Origin of the sequence: Stenotrophomonas sp. DR822 (genome assembly GCF_019793815.1) — a bacterium.
GTDB lineage: Bacteria > Pseudomonadota > Gammaproteobacteria > Xanthomonadales > Xanthomonadaceae > Stenotrophomonas > Stenotrophomonas indicatrix.
The window spans coordinates 50,527-66,536 of sequence record NZ_CP081826.1 but is presented as its reverse complement, the minus strand read 5'-3'; the positions used below and the strand labels follow the sequence as shown (position 1 = coordinate 66,536).

At 64.7% G+C, this 16,010-nt stretch carries 17 protein-coding genes and 1 pseudogene; 5 read left to right on the top strand and 13 right to left on the bottom strand.

From position 1 onward, the window contains the following. The first annotated feature begins 93 nt into the window (after nt 1–93). Nucleotides 94–987, top strand: a complete 894-nt coding sequence (locus tag K5K93_RS00365) for a mechanosensitive ion channel domain-containing protein (protein ID WP_025879264.1) — start codon at nt 94–96, stop codon at nt 985–987. A gap of 75 nt (nt 988–1,062) precedes the next feature. Here K5K93_RS00365 and K5K93_RS00360 read toward each other — a convergent pair whose 3' ends face one another. From K5K93_RS00360 to tadA, 4 genes are all read right to left on the bottom strand, one after another. Continuing rightward, nucleotides 1,063–2,178, bottom strand: coding sequence for an alkene reductase (locus tag K5K93_RS00360; protein ID WP_222389050.1), 1,116 nt, complete (start codon nt 2,176–2,178; stop codon nt 1,063–1,065). Nucleotides 2,179–2,302: 124 nt separating this feature from the next. Beyond that, entirely contained in the window at nt 2,303–3,175 is an 873-nt protein-coding gene (locus K5K93_RS00355) for an EcsC family protein (RefSeq protein ID WP_093819144.1), read from the bottom strand. Between the two features lie 114 nt (nt 3,176–3,289). Beyond that, nucleotides 3,290–3,862: an oligoribonuclease gene (orn, locus tag K5K93_RS00350; RefSeq protein ID WP_025879267.1), complete on the bottom strand. Its 573-nt coding sequence runs from the start codon at nt 3,860–3,862 to the stop codon at nt 3,290–3,292. A gap of 75 nt (nt 3,863–3,937) precedes the next feature. Next, entirely contained in the window at nt 3,938–4,462 is a 525-nt protein-coding gene (gene tadA, locus K5K93_RS00345) for a tRNA adenosine(34) deaminase TadA (protein WP_222389049.1), read from the bottom strand. 222 nt (nt 4,463–4,684) lie between these two features. On the opposite strand from tadA, the gene K5K93_RS00340 reads away from it, so the two are divergent. Together K5K93_RS00340 and K5K93_RS00335 are read left to right on the top strand one after the other, a co-directional pair. Beyond that, nucleotides 4,685–5,407: an OB-fold putative lipoprotein gene (locus K5K93_RS00340; protein WP_220387492.1), complete on the top strand. Its 723-nt coding sequence runs from the start codon at nt 4,685–4,687 to the stop codon at nt 5,405–5,407. 105 nt (nt 5,408–5,512) lie between these two features. Continuing rightward, a complete protein-coding gene (locus K5K93_RS00335) occupies nt 5,513–5,950 on the top strand; it encodes an acetyltransferase (protein ID WP_222389048.1) in 438 nt (145 codons plus the stop codon). Between the two features lie 30 nt (nt 5,951–5,980). Here K5K93_RS00335 and K5K93_RS00330 read toward each other — a convergent pair whose 3' ends face one another. Beyond that, nucleotides 5,981–6,487 (bottom strand): N-acetyltransferase, encoded by a 507-nt coding sequence (locus K5K93_RS00330; protein WP_222389046.1) that lies wholly within the window; start codon nt 6,485–6,487, stop codon nt 5,981–5,983. Nucleotides 6,488–6,970: 483 nt separating this feature from the next. Here K5K93_RS00330 and K5K93_RS00325 point away from each other — a divergent pair, with 483 nt between their 5' ends. Beyond that, entirely contained in the window at nt 6,971–7,624 is a 654-nt protein-coding gene (locus tag K5K93_RS00325; RefSeq protein ID WP_222389044.1) for a hypothetical protein, read from the top strand. Next, nucleotides 7,621–8,943, top strand: coding sequence for an XVIPCD domain-containing protein (locus K5K93_RS00320; protein WP_222389042.1), 1,323 nt, complete (start codon nt 7,621–7,623; stop codon nt 8,941–8,943). Before K5K93_RS00325 ends, K5K93_RS00320 begins: the two co-directional genes overlap by 4 nt. A 61-nt stretch (nt 8,944–9,004) precedes the next feature. On the opposite strand, the gene K5K93_RS00315 is transcribed toward K5K93_RS00320, so the two are convergent. The 8 genes and pseudogenes from K5K93_RS00315 to K5K93_RS00280 form a co-directional block, all read right to left on the bottom strand. Further along, nucleotides 9,005–9,946 (bottom strand): hypothetical protein, encoded by a 942-nt coding sequence (locus K5K93_RS00315; protein WP_261311887.1) that lies wholly within the window; start codon nt 9,944–9,946, stop codon nt 9,005–9,007. A 582-nt stretch (nt 9,947–10,528) separates the two neighbouring features. Next, nucleotides 10,529–11,545, bottom strand: a complete 1,017-nt coding sequence (locus K5K93_RS00310; RefSeq protein WP_222389040.1) for an XVIPCD domain-containing protein — start codon at nt 11,543–11,545, stop codon at nt 10,529–10,531. 57 nt (nt 11,546–11,602) lie between these two features. Next, nucleotides 11,603–12,139, bottom strand: coding sequence for a hypothetical protein (locus tag K5K93_RS00305; protein ID WP_222390904.1), 537 nt, complete (start codon nt 12,137–12,139; stop codon nt 11,603–11,605). Nucleotides 12,140–12,520: 381 nt separating this feature from the next. Continuing rightward, nucleotides 12,521–12,912: pseudogene (locus tag K5K93_RS00300) on the bottom strand (type IV secretion system protein); the annotation flags it as partial. 182 nt (nt 12,913–13,094) lie between these two features. After that, entirely contained in the window at nt 13,095–13,598 is a 504-nt protein-coding gene (locus K5K93_RS00295) for a DUF4189 domain-containing protein (protein ID WP_222390902.1), read from the bottom strand. A gap of 55 nt (nt 13,599–13,653) precedes the next feature. Next, complete coding sequence (locus K5K93_RS00290; RefSeq protein WP_222390899.1) at nt 13,654–14,478, bottom strand: type IV secretion system protein; 825 nt, start codon at nt 14,476–14,478, stop codon at nt 13,654–13,656. 81 nt (nt 14,479–14,559) lie between these two features. After that, nucleotides 14,560–14,829 (bottom strand): DUF4189 domain-containing protein, encoded by a 270-nt coding sequence (locus K5K93_RS20195; RefSeq protein WP_230112010.1) that lies wholly within the window; start codon nt 14,827–14,829, stop codon nt 14,560–14,562. 278 nt (nt 14,830–15,107) lie between these two features. After that, nucleotides 15,108–15,989, bottom strand: coding sequence for a type IV secretion system protein (locus tag K5K93_RS00280; RefSeq protein ID WP_261311886.1), 882 nt, complete (start codon nt 15,987–15,989; stop codon nt 15,108–15,110). Nucleotides 15,990–16,010: the final 21 nt, after the last annotated feature.

The following is a 16,010-nucleotide window of genomic DNA, read 5'->3' as shown; positions in this document are numbered from 1 at the left end:
GCACGCAAGCCCCGCCTCTGCGGGGCTTGCTGTTTCTGGCGTCCGCGTACGCCATGTTTCCGTCGCGCCTGTTCCCGTTGCAAAGGAGTCCGCATGATCGCCGCTGCCCCACCCTCCCCCGCCACGACCTCCTGGTTCCGCTCACTCGACTGGGAACGCCTGCTGGAGACCTACGGCGTGCCGTTGCTGGCCGCGATCGTGGTGCTGCTGGTCGGCATGTGGCTCGCACGACGGCTGTCCAATGCCATGCCGCGCGCCACCTCGCGCATGGGCGTGGACCCGATGCTGGGCAGCTTCCTGCGCAACGTGGTCTACGCGGCCTCGCTGGTGATCGTGGTGATCCTGGCCATCGGCACGCTGGGCGTGCAGATCACTCCGCTGCTGGCCGTGCTCGGTACCGCCGGCCTCGCCGTTGGCCTGGCGCTGAAGGATTCGCTGTCGAATATCGCCTCGGGCGTGATGCTGGTGACCCTGCGTCCGTTCCGCGTGGGTGATGTGGTGACCATCGCCGGGCAGACCGGCACGGTTCGCGAGGTACGCATTTTCCAGACCGTGATCACCGGCGCGGACAACCAGCACACCACCATTCCGAACACGCTGATCACCGCCGCGCCGATCATCAACCTCACCGCAGAGCCCACCCGCCGCGTCGAGCTGGTGGTGGGCATCGGTTACGAAGACAACATCCAGTTGGCGCGTGATACCGCACTGGCCCTGATGAAGGCCGACCCGCGCGTGCTGCAGACGCCGGCACCGGACGTGGTGGTGTACGAGCTGGGTGCGCACGCGATCAATCTGGGCATCCGCTGCTATGTGAAGTCGGCCGATCACTTCGGCACCAAGGTCACCCTGCTCGAACAGATCAAGCTGGGCTACGACAAGGCCGGCATCAACATCCCGTATCCGCAGCAGGACATGCACCTGTACCTGCATGGCAAGGATGGTGGCGTGGTCGAGGCCGACGCACTGGTGCGCGACAAGCCCTGATCGGCAGTGCCGGCCAGTGGCCGGCACCCATCCGCCGTCATCGGTAGCGCCGGGCCATGCCCGGCGGACGCTGCTTCAGGCCTCGACTGCCTCTTCCAGCACCGGATAGTCGGTGAATCCCGCCGCGCCACCACCGAAGTACGTCGCGCGATCGGGCGAATTCAACACCGCGCCGCTGCGCAGGCGATCGGGCAGATCGGGATTGGCGATGAACGGCCGACCGAAGCCGATCAGGTCGGCCCAGCCTTCCTCCAGCGCCTGCCTGGCACGCTCGGCAGTGTACTTGCCGGCGTAGATCAGCGTTCCCGGATAGATCATCCGCAGCGCCTGCTTGAACGCGACCGGCATCAACGGGGCATCCTCCCAGTCGGCCTCGGCGATGTGCAGGTAACCCACACCCAGCTCGCCCAGCAGGTGTGCGGCAGCCAGATAGGTCGCCTGCGGCGTGTCATCCACCGCCCCCTGCAGCGTGGTCAGCGGCGCCAGACGCACGCCGACTCGCTCGCCGCCAGCGACATCGACCACCGCCTGCACCACCTCGCGCAGGAAGCGCAGGCGATTGCGCAGCGCGCCGCCATAGCCATCGGTACGCTGGTTGGCCTGCGAGTCGATGAACTGGTTGATCAGGTAGCCGTTCGCGCCGTGCAGCTCGACGCCATCGAATCCGGCAGCCAGGGCATTGCGGGCGGCCTGCGCATAGTCGGCCACGATGCCCGGAATCTCGTCCTCGCCCAGCGCGCGCGGCATCGAGTGCTGGATCATCTCGCCCACGCCGGATTCCGGACCGGCACCGGTGGGGTCGACGAAGACCTTCACCCCGTCGGCCAGCAGGGCCGAGGAAGAGACCGGCGCCGCGCCGTCCGGTTGCAGGGCCACATGGGAGACACGGCCGACATGCCAGAGCTGGGCGTAGATGCGCCCACCGGCCGCGTGCACGGCATCGGTGACCCTGCGCCAGCCCTGCACCTGTTCGTCGCTGTGGATGCCCGGGGTCCAGGCATAGCCCTGGCCCTGCGGGCTGATCTGGGTGCCTTCGCTGACGATCAGCCCGGCACCAGCGCGCTGGGCGTAGTACTCGGCCATCTGCACGGTGGCGACATTGCCGGCCGCCGCACGCGAGCGGGTCATCGGCGGCATCACGATACGGTTGGGCAGCGTCAGCGCGCCCAGGCGGTGGGGGGTGAACAACATGGCGGCACTCTCTTGCGGGGGATTGCCGGCAAGGATGGGGATGGCGCTGCGCGCGCAACAGGCGCGTCCGCGCAAAACAGTTGTGCCGCCGGGGCAACGATGCCGCATCCACGCGTGGCGTGGATTACAACGTCGGCTCGATCAACGCCCCGCCGTGTGCGATGCGGTCGTAGCAGTCTCGCACGACCTCTTCGCCGTACTTCAGCTCCAGCCGGCGCACGATGAAATGGCCGCGGGCCATGTCCTGGTAGTAGTCGGTGAACATGGTGTTGAGCGTCGCGCCGGCTGCCGCACCGACGATTGGTACCGCCTGCGCGGCAAACTTCTCGGTGACCACCACGCCGAAACGGGCGGCGACCTTTTCCACCACCTTGGCCAGCAGCTTGCCGGCTTCCTTCGGCGCCACGCCCAGGGTCAGGTCACGTCCGGTCACCACCCGCCCGGCCAGTTCGGCCGAGAGGTGGCGCATGACATCGGTGGTGAAACCACGGGCGAGGTAGTAGCCGGTCTCGCTGGCATCGTCGCGCGGCGAATTGCCGCCCAGTGCAAACACCTCCAGGCAGGCCTGGCGGGTGCTGAACTGCGATAGATCGAAGCCTTCGCTGCGGGCAACGTCAGCTACCGCGCGCATCATGATCGTGGTCGACACCGGCAGCTCGATGAACAGCGCAGCGAAACCGAACGCCCCACCCACCGCGCCGGACGTCGCCGCCGCCAGCTTGTGCCAACGCGTCGAGGCGCTCTTGCCCGGGGTGTTGTCCATGCTCCACAGCGCGGCCTGCACGGATTTGGACAACGCCGCCTGCACCGCACCATGGATGCGGTTGGACACCGAGGTGGGAAGCGCCTTCACCGCGAACTCCAGCGGCGTTCCGACCAGGTTGGCCATGCGCGCGGTGATCGTGGGGGCTTCCAGCAGCGCGACCGCCCGCTGCAGGTCAGACCAGTCACCAGCGTCGTGGACGATATCGCGGGGCAGCAGAATGGGCTCGTTCATGCGGCCGATCTTAGCGACAGGGAGTTGAACGCAGGGTGGTGCCGGCCGCCGGACGACAACCCTGCGCGGCCGGCGGGGATCAGGCGATTGCCGGCCAGCGGCTGGCACTCCCCCTCACGGGCTCGGCAGTCCCGACAGCGCGCCCATGAACTGGCGGTAGTGGCGCAGCTCGTTGATCGAATCGTGCACATCGCTCAGTGCAGTGTGGTTGCTGTTCTTGCCCACGCCCGCAGCCACGCTTGGCGCCCAGCGCTTGGCCAGTTCCTTCACCGTGGACACGTCCAGGTTGCGGTAGTGGAAGTACTTTTCCAGCCGCGGCATCTGCCGGTGCAGGAAGCGGCGGTCCTGGCAGATGGAGTTACCCGACATCGGTGACACGCCGGCCGGAATCCACTGCGCCAGGAAGGCCACGGTCTGCGCTTCGGCCTGGCCAAGCGTGGTGGTGCTGTCGATGACGCGCTGCCACAGGCCCGAACGACGATGCTGGTTGCGGTTCCACTCGTCCATCGCTTCCAGCGTTTCCAGGGGATGATGGATGGCGAACTCCGGGCCCTCGGCCAGCACGTTGAGCTGGGCATCTGTGACCACGGTGGCGATCTCGATGATCGAATCGTTGTCGGTATCCAACCCGGTCATTTCCAGGTCGATCCAGATCAGCCGCTCGTTGGCCGCGCCGTTCTCTGCCATCGTGTCGCCTCGTTGCTGGGCAGGCACGAGGCCGGCCGGTAATGGGAAGTGGCGGCCATCATACCCTTTCGCCACTCAGCCCTCGCCAGCGTGGTCCTCCAGCAGCAGCGGCGGCTTGCCACGCTTGGCCCTGAAATAATTGGTCAGCCGGTTGCCCGCCTCCTTGGCCAGCACACCGGCATGGACCTCCACCCGGTGATTGTGGCGGGCATCAGCGACCAGATCGAACACGCTGCCGCAGGCGCCCGTCTTGGGGTCGCTGGCACCGTAGACCAAGCGCGCCACGCGTGCGTGCACGATCGCCATCGCGCACATCGCGCACGGCTCCAGGGTGACATACAGGGTGCTGCCGATCAGGCGGTGATTGGCCAGCATCCGCCCGCCCTCGCGCATGGCCACGATCTCGGCATGCGCGCTGGGGTCGTGCGAGGCGATGTTGAGGTTCCAGCCCTCGCCCAGCAGCTGACCGTCGGCACCCACCAGCACCGCACCGACCGGGATCTCGTCAAACTCGCGTTGCGCACGTTCGGCCAATGCCAATGCGTGGCGCATCCAGCTCTCGTCGATGTCGTGCACCGGCACGCCCAAGCTATCAGTCATGGCGTTTCTCGGATTCAAGGAATGAGCGCGCGCGTAGTGTAACGCAGGCCTTCTGGCGCTTCCGCTGCGCCGATGCGGAGCGCCGCACCGGCAAACGCTGCATCGCCGCTTGATCTGCCGTGAAGACTCCTTCACGCTACGATCGCGCTTTCGTCATCTGACGACTGTGCACTGCTGCTTGCCGGCAGCGATTTCACCTTTCGATCTCTACAGGGGGTAGTTTTGAACGCAGTTGCAGAAACCACCGTGCAGGCCAGTCCTGCCGGAAAAGCCGCATGGATCACGCTGGCGATCGCTTGGCTGTGCTTCCTCGTCCCGTTCCCCGGCCTGGGCCTGTTCCTGGGCTGGCCGCTGAACTTGGTGGCCTTCATCCTCGCCATCGTCGCGATGGCCAAGGGCGGCGCCATGAAGGGCCTGTTCCAGCTGCTGGGCTCGATCATCGTTTCGCCGATCGTGTACTTCGTCGGCCTGGCGATCTTTGCCGGCACGGTGAGCGGCATCAGCGCGCAGAGCAAGGGCCAGTACGATGCGGCCGTTGCTGAAGCCAGCGTCTCTTCAGCCGCCGCGGAGGCAGATGCTGCCGCCAAGGCTGCAGAGCCGGCAGCCACCGCCGTCACCAACGATGCCGCTACGCCCTCCGCCTCGGCTGTGGAGGTGACCGCCACCACGATGTTCAGCGACTACCAGGACAACGAGATCGCTGCCGATGGCAAGTACAAGGGCAAGGCGCTGCTGGTTTCCGGCACGGTCGACTCCATCAGCTCGGACTTCATGGACAAGCCGGTCGTGCAGCTGAGCGCCAAGCCGTTCGGCTTCGTGCAGGCCAGCGACCTGCCCAAGGACGTGGCTGCCAGCCTGAAGAAGGGCCAGAAGGTCACGCTCGCCTGCACCGGTAATGGCGAAGTCATCGGCTTCCCGGCACTGTCCGGCTGCACCGTGCAGTAAGGCGCAGCGAACGGTGACATCCAAGGCCCCGCTTCGGCGGGGCTTTCTGTTTGCGGGTGTCGCACCGGTACAATCCGGGTACTCCGAAGCACCTTGGCCGATCCCATGACCACCCTGCGCCCTTCCCGCGCCACCGATGGTGACGCTCTCGTCGATCTCTGGCGTCGCGCCGTCGATGCTACCCATGATTTCCTCAGTACCGATGACCGCCAGGCGATCGATGCTGAAGTTGCCGGCTTCCTGCCACAGGCCCCGATGGTCGTGGCCGTCGGCGACCAGGACCAGCCGCAGGGTTTCATGCTGATCGACGGCTCGCACATGGAAGCGCTGTTCATCGATCCCAACGTGCGCGGAGCCGGTATCGGCCGCCAGCTGCTGCAGCATGCGTTGGCACTGCAGCCGCAACTGACCACCGACGTCAACGCGCAGAATGCGCAGGCCGTGGGCTTCTATCGGCGCATGGGTTTCATCGAAACCGGTCGCTCGCCGGTGGATTCGCAGGGTCGTCCGTATCCCCTCATCCACCTGCGCCATCCAGGCTGACCGGCGGTTGGAACACCGGCCGTTCCCCGGTCAGGCAACCACGTCGAACGCCGGCGAGTAACGCACCTCCCCCTGTGCCATCGGTGGCTGCAGGCACAGGGCCTGGAAATACGCCGCCGGCACGCCGGGCAGTACCAGATCCGGCACGGCACGGAAGCCGAAGCGCCCGTAGTAGGCCGGCTCGCCCAACAGCACGCAGCCGCGCGCGCCCTTCTTGCGCAGCGCCTCGATCGCGGCCCGCATCAATGCCGTGCCCACGCCGCGCCCCTGCTGCTGCGGCAGCACCGAAATCGGCCCGAGCCCGAACCAGCCCTGGCTGCCGTCCTGCACGCTGACCGGGGACAGCGCGACATGACCCACCAGTTGGCCCGCTTCCTCTGCCACCAGCGAGATGCTCAGCTCGCCGCGCTCACGCAATGCATCGACGATGTGCTGTTCGGTGTGGCTGCTGTGGACAGCATCGCGGAACGCCATTTCGGTGAGCTTGTGAATGGCGACATGGTCGTCGATGGATTCTGCGCGGATTGCAAGGTTCATGGCAGGCACTTTGTCAGGGTAAGGAAGGTGTGAATTCATGATTCAAGTCACAAATTGATAGTGAGAGCCGATCGCGACATTGAAACGCCTTGGCGCTATCGAATCGCCTGTGCCGCAGTCGATTCCCTGGCATCACCCTTCGCCGAATGCGTCAATAAATCGCCCCCCTTGTCCAGAGACGGCTGGCGCCAGCTTTCCCGGGCACTCCATAATCGCCGGACCTGTCAACAGGGAAGGATGCATGGACATGGATGTACCACGCCGTATCACGCCAAAGGGAGCGCATGAACGTCGAATCGCTCCTGATGCATGTCCCCCCCGCATCGAAGAGATTGCCGGACATGGCGCAAGCGGCGAGAAAAGCCCGACGCGCTACCAGGTCGATCTGCGTGACGCGTTACTCTCAACCATGATCACTGCGCAGAATCTCGCGCGGAGAGTGGCCTGCTCCATATATCCCTCTATGCCCCAGGGAGGCCGACATTGCGCCCCAAGATGCTTCCGTGCCTTGCTCTGCTTTTATTGACCGCCTGCAACCCGGAGTCCGCCATGAACCAGGAACGTGCCGCTGCCGAAGCCGATGTCGCCCAGGGTGGGCGTGGCCTCGCCAAGCTCAACCCCAGCCCGCGCAAGGCCTATGAACTGGTGCTGCGCCTGAAGGATGCCCCCGGCGATTTCGCGGTGGTCGAGGGCGTCGCGCAGTACGACGTCATCAACGAAGACCAGTGCGGTCACATCGAGCCCGCCACAGGCACCGCAGCGCGCATCACCAGCCAGGAACCGGTGCAGCTGCGCAAGGTTGCCGATGGCGAGTATCGCGGCACGTTGTATGTGGACCGTATGCTGGATGAGGACTACTACGGCCGCGGCGTCTGCAGATGGGAATTCAGCGGAGCCGGTGCCATGCTGAAAGCAACCGGCGCCGAAGACGAAACTCGCTTCCTGACCTTCGTCGATGCCAAGCCGCTGACCGACGGCAGCGCGCATACGCTCTACTATCCGGAACTGGTCTATCCGCGGGCAGATCGCGTTCCCAATTTCCCGGCCAGTGGTGAGCCTGATCGCAGCGGCTATGCCGCCGACCTGCAGGACAAGCTGTTCACGATCAGCCTTTCTGCGAGTGAGGTGGCACCGTGACCATCACCTCCCAGGACTACGCTGCGTTATCCGATGACGCCTACAAGGACCGCGCCGTCGGCCGACGTGCACCCGGCCAGGAAGAAAAGGTCACGCTCAACGGCCATGAGTACAAAATACTCGAGCATGTCGACAACCGGCTCAACGGCTATCAGGGCACCGTCTATCAGCGCGTAGACAGCAAAGAGATCGTCATTGCCCATCGTGGCACGGAGGATATTGCCCGCGATGCGATCCTGACCGATGGCGGCATGGTGGTAGCGCGCACCAATGTACAGGCACCTGACGCGATCGCATTGACCCAGAGAACGCTTGAATCTGCCGCACTTCAGTCCCGCTTGAATGGTGGACATACTCCCCAGGTCACCGTCACCGGCCACTCCCTCGGCGGCGCCCTTGCCCAGATCACCTCGCACCACTTCAACGTCAAGGGTGAGACCTTCAACGCCTATGGTGCGGTCAGCCTCAGCTACCGCATCCCCGAAGGCGGCAACACCATGATCAACCACGTCATGGCGTCCGATCCGGTCAGTGCTGCTTCGCCCCACTTCGGCCAAGTACGCATCTACGCCAACCCGGATGAGATCAAGAGGCTGTCAGCGGCCGGCTTCAGCAACCACCCGCTGCGCGACCTGATCCCGGATCGTCCAATCCTTGCAGCAGGCAGTTCGTTCGGCGCGCACAAACTGGGCAACTTCCTCAACGACGGCTCGGTACTGAAGCATCCGGAAACGCAGCAACTGGCGAAAGACAACGCCAAGATGATCGAGGAGTACCGCGACGACGTGGAATCACTGCGCCGCGGCGTCACCCGTACTGCACGCGGCATCCCTGGCGGAGCAATCGATCTGTACGACCACATCCGTGGCCCGCTGCAGCCCGGTGAGCCGGCACGCCGCGAAGCGGAGAAGAACGGCCATCACACCAGCATGCTGCGCATGGACGATGCCAATCATCTGGGCAATCCGTTATTCAACGACGCGATCCGTGGCGTACATGCACAGGACGTGCGCGTCGGCCGCGTGCCGGATGTGATGAGTACGCAGCTGGCCGGCAGCCTGGCCGCCGAAATGCATGCCGCGGGCGGCAAGCGCATCGACGAAGTGGTGATGAACGCCGATGCCTCGCGCAGCTTCGCGGTGCAGGGCCAGGGGGGTGACCCTGCCCATCTGCGTGTATCGGTGGACACAGCCGTTGCGATGAACACGCCGCTGGAGCAGAGCAGCCAGCGCATCGAGCAGCAGGCTGCTGGCCTAGCCCTTGCACGCGAGCAGCAGCTGGAACAGACCCAGGCGACCCAGCGCAGCCTGCACGCCTGAGGCGCTTGCTGGAATGAAAACGGGAGCCGGCACTGCCGGCTCCCGTCATTTCTGCGGTCGATCAGGGGCTGGAGACCGCCGAGTGCGCCGCCGGCCCTGCCAGCACGTACGCATCCGGGCCCGAGTCCGGGAAACCGCCACAGGCCTTGTCGCCCGGCGCCACCGGATCACACGGCCACTGCGCGCGCGTCACCGTATCGCGCAGCTCGAAACGGGTGCCGTTCCACACCACGAAGGCCAGGTGTTCGCGGTTCCAGTCACTGAAGCTGTGCGGACCGGTCTTCTGCGGTGATTCCGGGTACTGCACGAACCAGCGCATGGCCGGCCCGTACTGCAACTTGCTGTGGTCCAGGCTGATCTTGCCTTCGCGGGTGCGGTGACGGGCACGATCGGCCTCGGCGATCGACGGTGCCGCCGGCATTGCCATTGCAGTGATGTCCTGAGGGACGCCATCGCTGCCCACCTGGTACACGCGCTGGCGGACGTAGGCCTGCCCGCAACTGCCGGCCGCGAGTCGGACGGGCTCTGCGGTGTTCTCGTTTGGCAGTGCGCCATCGGCACAGTCGAACGGCGCCGAGACCAGGTAGGTGGTCGTCGACGCATCCGCACCTTCAAACGAACGCACCCAGATATCTCCCAGGCGGGCGATGAAGTCCGGGCGCTGGCCCATGCCGGCCACGGCCTTGAACCACGCCTTGTGGCGCACTTCGCGCTCGCGCCAGCTGCGCGGCAGGTGGATGTCCTGCTCAGGCAAGGCCACCAGCAGCGCCGCCAGGTGCGGCGGCAACGCGCCCTGGCAGGCGCCGATCATCAGATCGCCCTGCGGTGCCAGGCGACCGGCCAGATCGACCGGGCAGCGCGCACCGAGCTGGCGCTCGGCGGCCTGGTCCGGTGCCAACGGGATGATCGGCGGTGCGACGAGGGCCAGCGCGGGTGGCGGGACCGGCGCAGAGGCTGGCGCGGTGTCGGGCGCCGGTGCGACGGCGGCAACGGGGGCCGGCACCTGCGCGGGAGCCGGTGGAGGAGCTGCGACAGGAGCCGTTGCGACAGGCGCAGCATTGGTGGAGGCAACGTCGGCCGGCGGTGCCATAGGTGCTGCCGCAATCGGTGCTGCCGCAGGTGCCGGTGCACTCGCGGGTTCAGCGGCGACGGCTTCCGGAGCGACGCCCGTCGCCGGTTGCGGCTGCGGTGCGGGTTCGGGCGCCGGGGGCATGGACGGCACAGGTGCAACTACCAGGGCAGGCACCGGCTCAGCCGCGGCGACGGGAGCCGGTGCAGCTACGGCATCAGTTGCGGCGTCAGCGGGCGTCTGCGCGTCCGCCGCGGCCACTACCGGTGCTGGCACCGCCTCCTCGACGGCGGGAGCCGCCGGGGCGTCGGGTGCCTGCTGTGCGTGGGCCATGGCGGCAGCCAGTCCCAGCGGCAGCAGCCACAGTGCCGGAGCGCGACCACGCTGGGCCACTTGGGAACGCAGGAAAGTATTTCGCATGTTGTGTCCTTACAAAGAGATCCATGTAGGCACCCGAGGGTGCTCGGTGTCGTGCGATGGGCCCGCCGGTCTCCGACCTGCCGAGCGGTGCCCAGATTACAGCGATCGCGGGCGATTCTGCTCCTGCTCGCGGGTGACCGAAGCGGTCTGTTCCTGTCGGGAAGAGGCTTCAGCCGCCAACTGCTGGCTGCTCTGCTCGAGCGGCAACTGGGCAGCGGCCTCACGCTGCACCATCGAGCGCTGCATCGCCGGGTCCCCCATGACGCCCTGCACCGCAAACAGCGCCCTGCCGTCGGTACCGGCCACCACGTGATCGATACGGCTCATCCCGGCCTTCTGTGCGCTCAACGCCAGGGCGCCGGCCGCATTGTCCAGTTCCTGCTGGCTGCGCAGGCCGCTCTGCGGCCCCATCTGCTGAAGATGACCCCGCGCGTCGGTGAACAACCGGTTGCCGGCATGGGCCGGATCGGACATGTCGCGCGCGCGCTCAGGCAACTGTGCAGGTTCGCCCACTTCGCCGCGGGCAAGCCGGTCCATCACGTCCGGGGTCAGCTTCTGCTGCCACGCCTCGAAACGCTTGAGTCGGTCCTCCACCCCGTTGACGGCACCGTTGATGGCGTAGGTCGCCTCGCGCACGTCCTCGCGCGCGTGTTCCGGCACACGGTTCTGCCATTGCCACACCGCGATGCGACCTGCGTGTTCCGGCTGCGATGCCAACTCGGGATGGTTGACCAGGTCCAGATCCAGCGCACTGCCGGCGCGCTCGTAGCTTTCCTTGCCGGTCAGCGGCAGATAACCGCGCCCGTGGTACTTGAGCGCATCTCCGGGCGCGTCATTGCCCATCCGGCCGCCATACATCAGCTCAGCCAGATCATGCGGACGCCCTCGCAGGGCTTCCTGGCGCGCGGACTCCAGCGCCTCGGTGCCATTGCGCCACGCCGCTTCGACCGGGATCTGCGAGATGCCCCGGGTATAGTTGAAACTCTCGTTGAGCCGGCTCAGGCCGCGCGACTCGTGCCCTGCCTGGGCCATGAAATTGGCCAGTTCAAGGGGGGAGTCGATGCCGGCTTTGGTCGCCTGCCGCAGCAGTTGCGACTCTCTATCGGTCGACACAGCGCAACTCCTGGATGTTCATCAGCGCGGATTCCTTTCCGCCGGTTGGAGCTTGGCTCATGGAAGCGACACCTCGGCGACACTGGACGGGTCGAAGTCCTCGAACCGCACCCTGCCCAGTTCCGCCACCGAGAAATCCCGGATGTTGGTCGCCTCGGTCTCGATATCCACAACCTTGCGTCTCACCCCATCCACCCAGCACGCCTTGTCCGCCGATGCGTAACGGAACCGGTACGTGCTGCTCCAGCGCTCGCGGCTGCCGCCGTTGGTGATCACGCTGAAGGTGTCTTCCTCAACCATTGCATACGCAAAAGGGTCGCCAGCCAGGCCACCGCGGGTGGAACACGGCACCAGCTTGTCGTTGCGCGCGGCCAGCTGCCAGCGCCCGCGCCCGTCACCGCGCAGCAACAGCAGCACCCGGTTTGGTCCGTGCTGGCCGAGCACAAGCCCTTCCGGCGTCGGCTGATCGATGACCAGCAACTGGTACTCGATGCCATCGCCGTTGAGCTCGCCCCTGACGGCTTCGAGCAGGTTCGCACCGGATGGAACAAATGCCAGGGCATCGTCCATGTGTGCGCCAAACCTGTCTTCCATCCCCTCCCACTCCTTCGATGTCGTCCTGCCGATGCCCGCGCCGCAGTTGTTCATGGCGGCGTCGCGCGGCCACGCCGGTCACTCCGTGAACGCCGATGATAGCCCCGGAAACAGGGTGGCCGCGATGGTGGCAAGCGTCACCCGTTGAACGGGCAGACAGAGTCCTCATTGACGGGAAAGCTCCTGCAGGCATTAGCGCCGACGCGTCATTTTTCTGACGCGCGGAGAGCTTACCGCGAGGAGGTTAATTGCGTCGAAGGGGGAACGGCTCGAAAAGCGCTCTTGATCACAGAAATTCAGTGCAACGCATGCACGAAGGCGTCCTGATGAAACGCAAAGACGGGCTGCGGCTTCGCAAAGCATGCCTATGGGTGAGGCTGGACGCATCGCCTGGCTGGTCATGCCATCGCTGGAGGCGCCATCGAGCAGGAACTTGTTGACCAGCGCAATCGACCGGAATGCTGCGGAGACACGGATCACCATGTCCAGCGCGATCGATACCATCGCTGCCAGTACCGCCATCGAGAACATCGTGCCGATGCCGTAGAACAGCCATCGCTGGAACAGCTGCTTGGTCTGGTCGAACAGCAGACACAGAATGAACAAGGGACCCAGGCCGATGAACAGCGCCAGCGCGACCTCGTAGAGCAACAACATCGCACCAGCGGTGACCGCCGGGCGCCCGTGCCCAGGCCGATGAACCACAGCGCCCGGGTCTTGTCCGCCTGCAACCCTGGATCGCTCAGGATTTTGATGCCATCAATGCTCGCCATGCCCTTCTTGCAAGCAGAGCAAGCAGCCTCTCACGCCTGCTTAGTGCCTACTAAGCTGCTGCGTTCCAATGCAATAGCCAGCTTTCGGGAATATCTTGGCATGCGCAATCACCAACTGGAACCTTCAGTTGAATATTGACCATGAAAGTGGGGCAACAGCGGCGGATGAAGATGACACAATCCTAGAACGCTTCGAACTCTGGCTCCGTACAACCAGAGTAAATAATCTGGCAATCGTCACCACCACCGGCTTGACATTCTTTAAGCGCAAGCCCCTTTGAGACTTCCTGCGTGGCTGATCGCCCAAATGATGTGCCGCCATTTCCTGCGTTGGGAACAGCTGCTGCCGCACATTGATTCTTGTAGGTAAAGGCCGGCTTGCAGTTCTTTCCACCGGCCTGCGAACAGATCGCCACAGCGTCCCGCTCTGCATCCGCCTTCCGACGTCGGCCATTTGCGACACCGGACTCTCCACTAGGGGAAAGTGCAAATGATCCCCAGGTCTTGATCCAGCGGCCTGTCGCCCTGGCTTCTGGAGCAGTCCCGCCGCCCGCAGGAATGGGTGCGCACCCCGGCGCACGACTATCACCGATTGGATATTGACCCGGCGGACAACGCCCCTCTGCCCTTACACCAACAGAGAGGGTGAGAAGGCCTGCAGCTACTACCAGCGCGCCTAGAATCATTGAACTGGATTTACTGAAAAGCATATCGGCGTCTCCGTCCTACGAGTATGACCACTTAGTTTTTTGCTGCGCCATAGGTTCCCGGTGTTACGCCTTGGCTGGAGGGAGTCGTCGATACTTGTGGAACATGCGCCCTACCTGCGCTGACATCGCTCACCTGTCCACCGCTTTTTTCAGGTGCTGCCGGCGTATACGACCCCGGCGGCTGCCCTTGCGGACCCGGCTGGCCCGCTGCCGATCCACCGATCTGGGAGTATGGCGCGAAACCGCCCAAGGTCCCCTGGAAGAACATCGCCGCCATTGGGGGAGCGGTCAGGATCAGGGTCGTGAGGATCAGGCCCATGCCGCCCTGCTGCATCGCCTGGCTGGTCATGCCGTCGCTGGAGGCGCCGTCGAGCAAAAACTTGTTGACTAGGGCGGTGGACCAGAACGCGGCCGAGACACGGATCACCATGTCCAGCGCGATCGATACCATCGCTGCCAGTACCGCCATCGAGAACATCGTGCCGATGCCGTAGAACAGCCATCGCTGGAACAGCTGCTTGGTCTGGTCGAACAGCAGACACAGAATGAACAAGGGACCCAGGCCGATGAACAGCGCCAGCGCGACCTCGTAGAGCAGCAACATCGCACCAGCGGTGACCGCCGGGCCGCCCGTGCCCAGGCCGATGAACCACAGCGCCCGGGTCTTGTCCGCCTGCAACCCTGGATCATTCAGGATCTTGATGCCATCAATGCTCGACAGCGCCACCTGCATCCAGGCCAAGCTCTTGTCGATCTGATCTTCCGGCTGCTGGTCCTTGCCGGTCACCACGTGGGTGATCAGGCCTTTGACGTCCTCGTTGAGGAATTTCTGCAGGTTGCTGCCGAACATCGCCATGCTGGTGGCAACGGTGACGATCAACGCAGCACCGCACACATCGCGGCATCAGCATCCATCAAGAGTGAGGCTACGGAAGGATCAGTACGCCTTGAAATACGGCTCCGTGCAACCGCTGTAAACAACCTTGCACGCCGCCCCCCCCGTAACTTGACAGTCCTTGAGAGCGCGGGCCTGAGCCACGCCCACATCAGCACCAGTATGGATCTTCGTACCACGCCCCCCACCAGCGGTAGCCGCAGCTACACACGTGTTCTTGAATGCTAGATCGATCCGACAATCACTAGCCCCCCATTGGGCGCACTGTGCGAGAGCATCCTTCTGAGCATCAGACTTGCTGAATTTTCCCATCGAAACTCCCGCATCACCTGACGCGGAGCTGGAGAGCGCGCCCCAAGTTTTGATCCAGCGACCAGTTGGCCTGGGACCAGATTCCGCGCCCCCCCCTCCCGCTGGAATTGGTGCACAGCCAGGCGCTCTGTCATCTCCGATTGGGTACTGACCGGGCGGGCACCTACCCTCTGCCAGCACTGGTCCGGCAACAACCGATAGAGCACCCATAGTACAAACGACTATCAAGGCGCGGAAAATCGGGGCGGTCGATTGAATACCTGATCTGTAGGCGTTTCTCATCTTGAATCCTTTGCCGTGACTGCGATACCTCGCTGCCCCGTATCTTGACTTACACCTGAGGCCCCACTGTTCATGCCCCCCATTCGACTGTAGTCAGCGCCGGAACTGCTGCTATCAGCATGATCGTTCGATTTCGGCGCCGGCGGCGTATACGAACCCGGCGGCTGGCCCTGCGGACCCGGCTGGCCCGCTGCCGATCCACCGATCTGGGAGTATGGCGCGAAACCACCCAAGGTCCCCTGGAAGAACATCGCCGCCATTGGGGGAGCGGTCAGGATCAGGGTCGTGAGGATCAGGCCCATGCCGCCCTGCCGCATCGCCTGGCTGGTCATGCCGTCACTGGAGGCGCCGTCGAGCAGGAACTTGTTGACCAGGGCGGTGGACCAGAACGCGGCTGAGACACGGATCACCATGTCCAGCGCGATCGATACCATCGCGGCCAGTACCGCCATCGAGAACATCGTGCCGATGCCGTAGAACAGCCATCGCTGGAACAGCTGCTTGGTCTGTTCGAACAGCAGACACAGAATGAACAAGGGACCCAGGCCGATGAACAGCGCCAGCGCGACCTCGTAGAGCAGCAACATCGCACCAGCGGTGACCGCCGGGCCGCCCGTGCCCAGGCCGATGAACCACAGCGCCCGGGTCTTGTCCGCCTGCAACCCTGGATCATTCAGGATCTTGATGCCATCAATGCTCGACAGCGCCACCTGCATCCAGGCCAAGCTCTTGTCGATCTGGTCTTCCGGCTGCTGGTCCTTGCCGGTCACCACGTGGGTGATCAGGCCTTTGACGTCCTCGTTGAGGAATTTCTGCAGGCCGCCACCCAACATCGCCACGCTAGTGGCAACGCTGACGATCAACGCAGCACCGCACACATCGCGGCATCAGCATCCATC

What these genes read in the sequence shown, in the direction of transcription:
- K5K93_RS00365 (WP_025879264.1), top strand. Translation starts at nt 94, where the DNA reads ATGATCGCCGCTGCCCCACCCTCCCCCGCCACGACCTCCTGGTTCCGC.
- K5K93_RS00360 (WP_222389050.1), bottom strand. Translation starts at nt 2,178, where the DNA reads ATGTTGTTCACCCCCCACCGCCTGGGCGCGCTGACGCTGCCCAACCGT.
- K5K93_RS00355 (WP_093819144.1), bottom strand. Translation starts at nt 3,175, where the DNA reads ATGAACGAGCCCATTCTGCTGCCCCGCGATATCGTCCACGACGCTGGT.
- orn (WP_025879267.1), bottom strand. Translation starts at nt 3,862, where the DNA reads ATGGCAGAGAACGGCGCGGCCAACGAGCGGCTGATCTGGATCGACCTG.
- tadA (WP_222389049.1), bottom strand. Translation starts at nt 4,462, where the DNA reads ATGACTGATAGCTTGGGCGTGCCGGTGCACGACATCGACGAGAGCTGG.
- K5K93_RS00335 (WP_222389048.1), top strand. Translation starts at nt 5,513, where the DNA reads ATGACCACCCTGCGCCCTTCCCGCGCCACCGATGGTGACGCTCTCGTC.
- K5K93_RS00330 (WP_222389046.1), bottom strand. Translation starts at nt 6,487, where the DNA reads ATGAACCTTGCAATCCGCGCAGAATCCATCGACGACCATGTCGCCATT.
- K5K93_RS00305 (WP_222390904.1), bottom strand. Translation starts at nt 12,139, where the DNA reads ATGGAAGACAGGTTTGGCGCACACATGGACGATGCCCTGGCATTTGTT.
- K5K93_RS00295 (WP_222390902.1), bottom strand. Translation starts at nt 13,598, where the DNA reads ATGATTCTAGGCGCGCTGGTAGTAGCTGCAGGCCTTCTCACCCTCTCT.
- K5K93_RS00290 (WP_222390899.1), bottom strand. Translation starts at nt 14,478, where the DNA reads ATGGCGATGTTCGGCAGCAACCTGCAGAAATTCCTCAACGAGGACGTC.
- K5K93_RS20195 (WP_230112010.1), bottom strand. Translation starts at nt 14,829, where the DNA reads ATGGGAAAATTCAGCAAGTCTGATGCTCAGAAGGATGCTCTCGCACAG.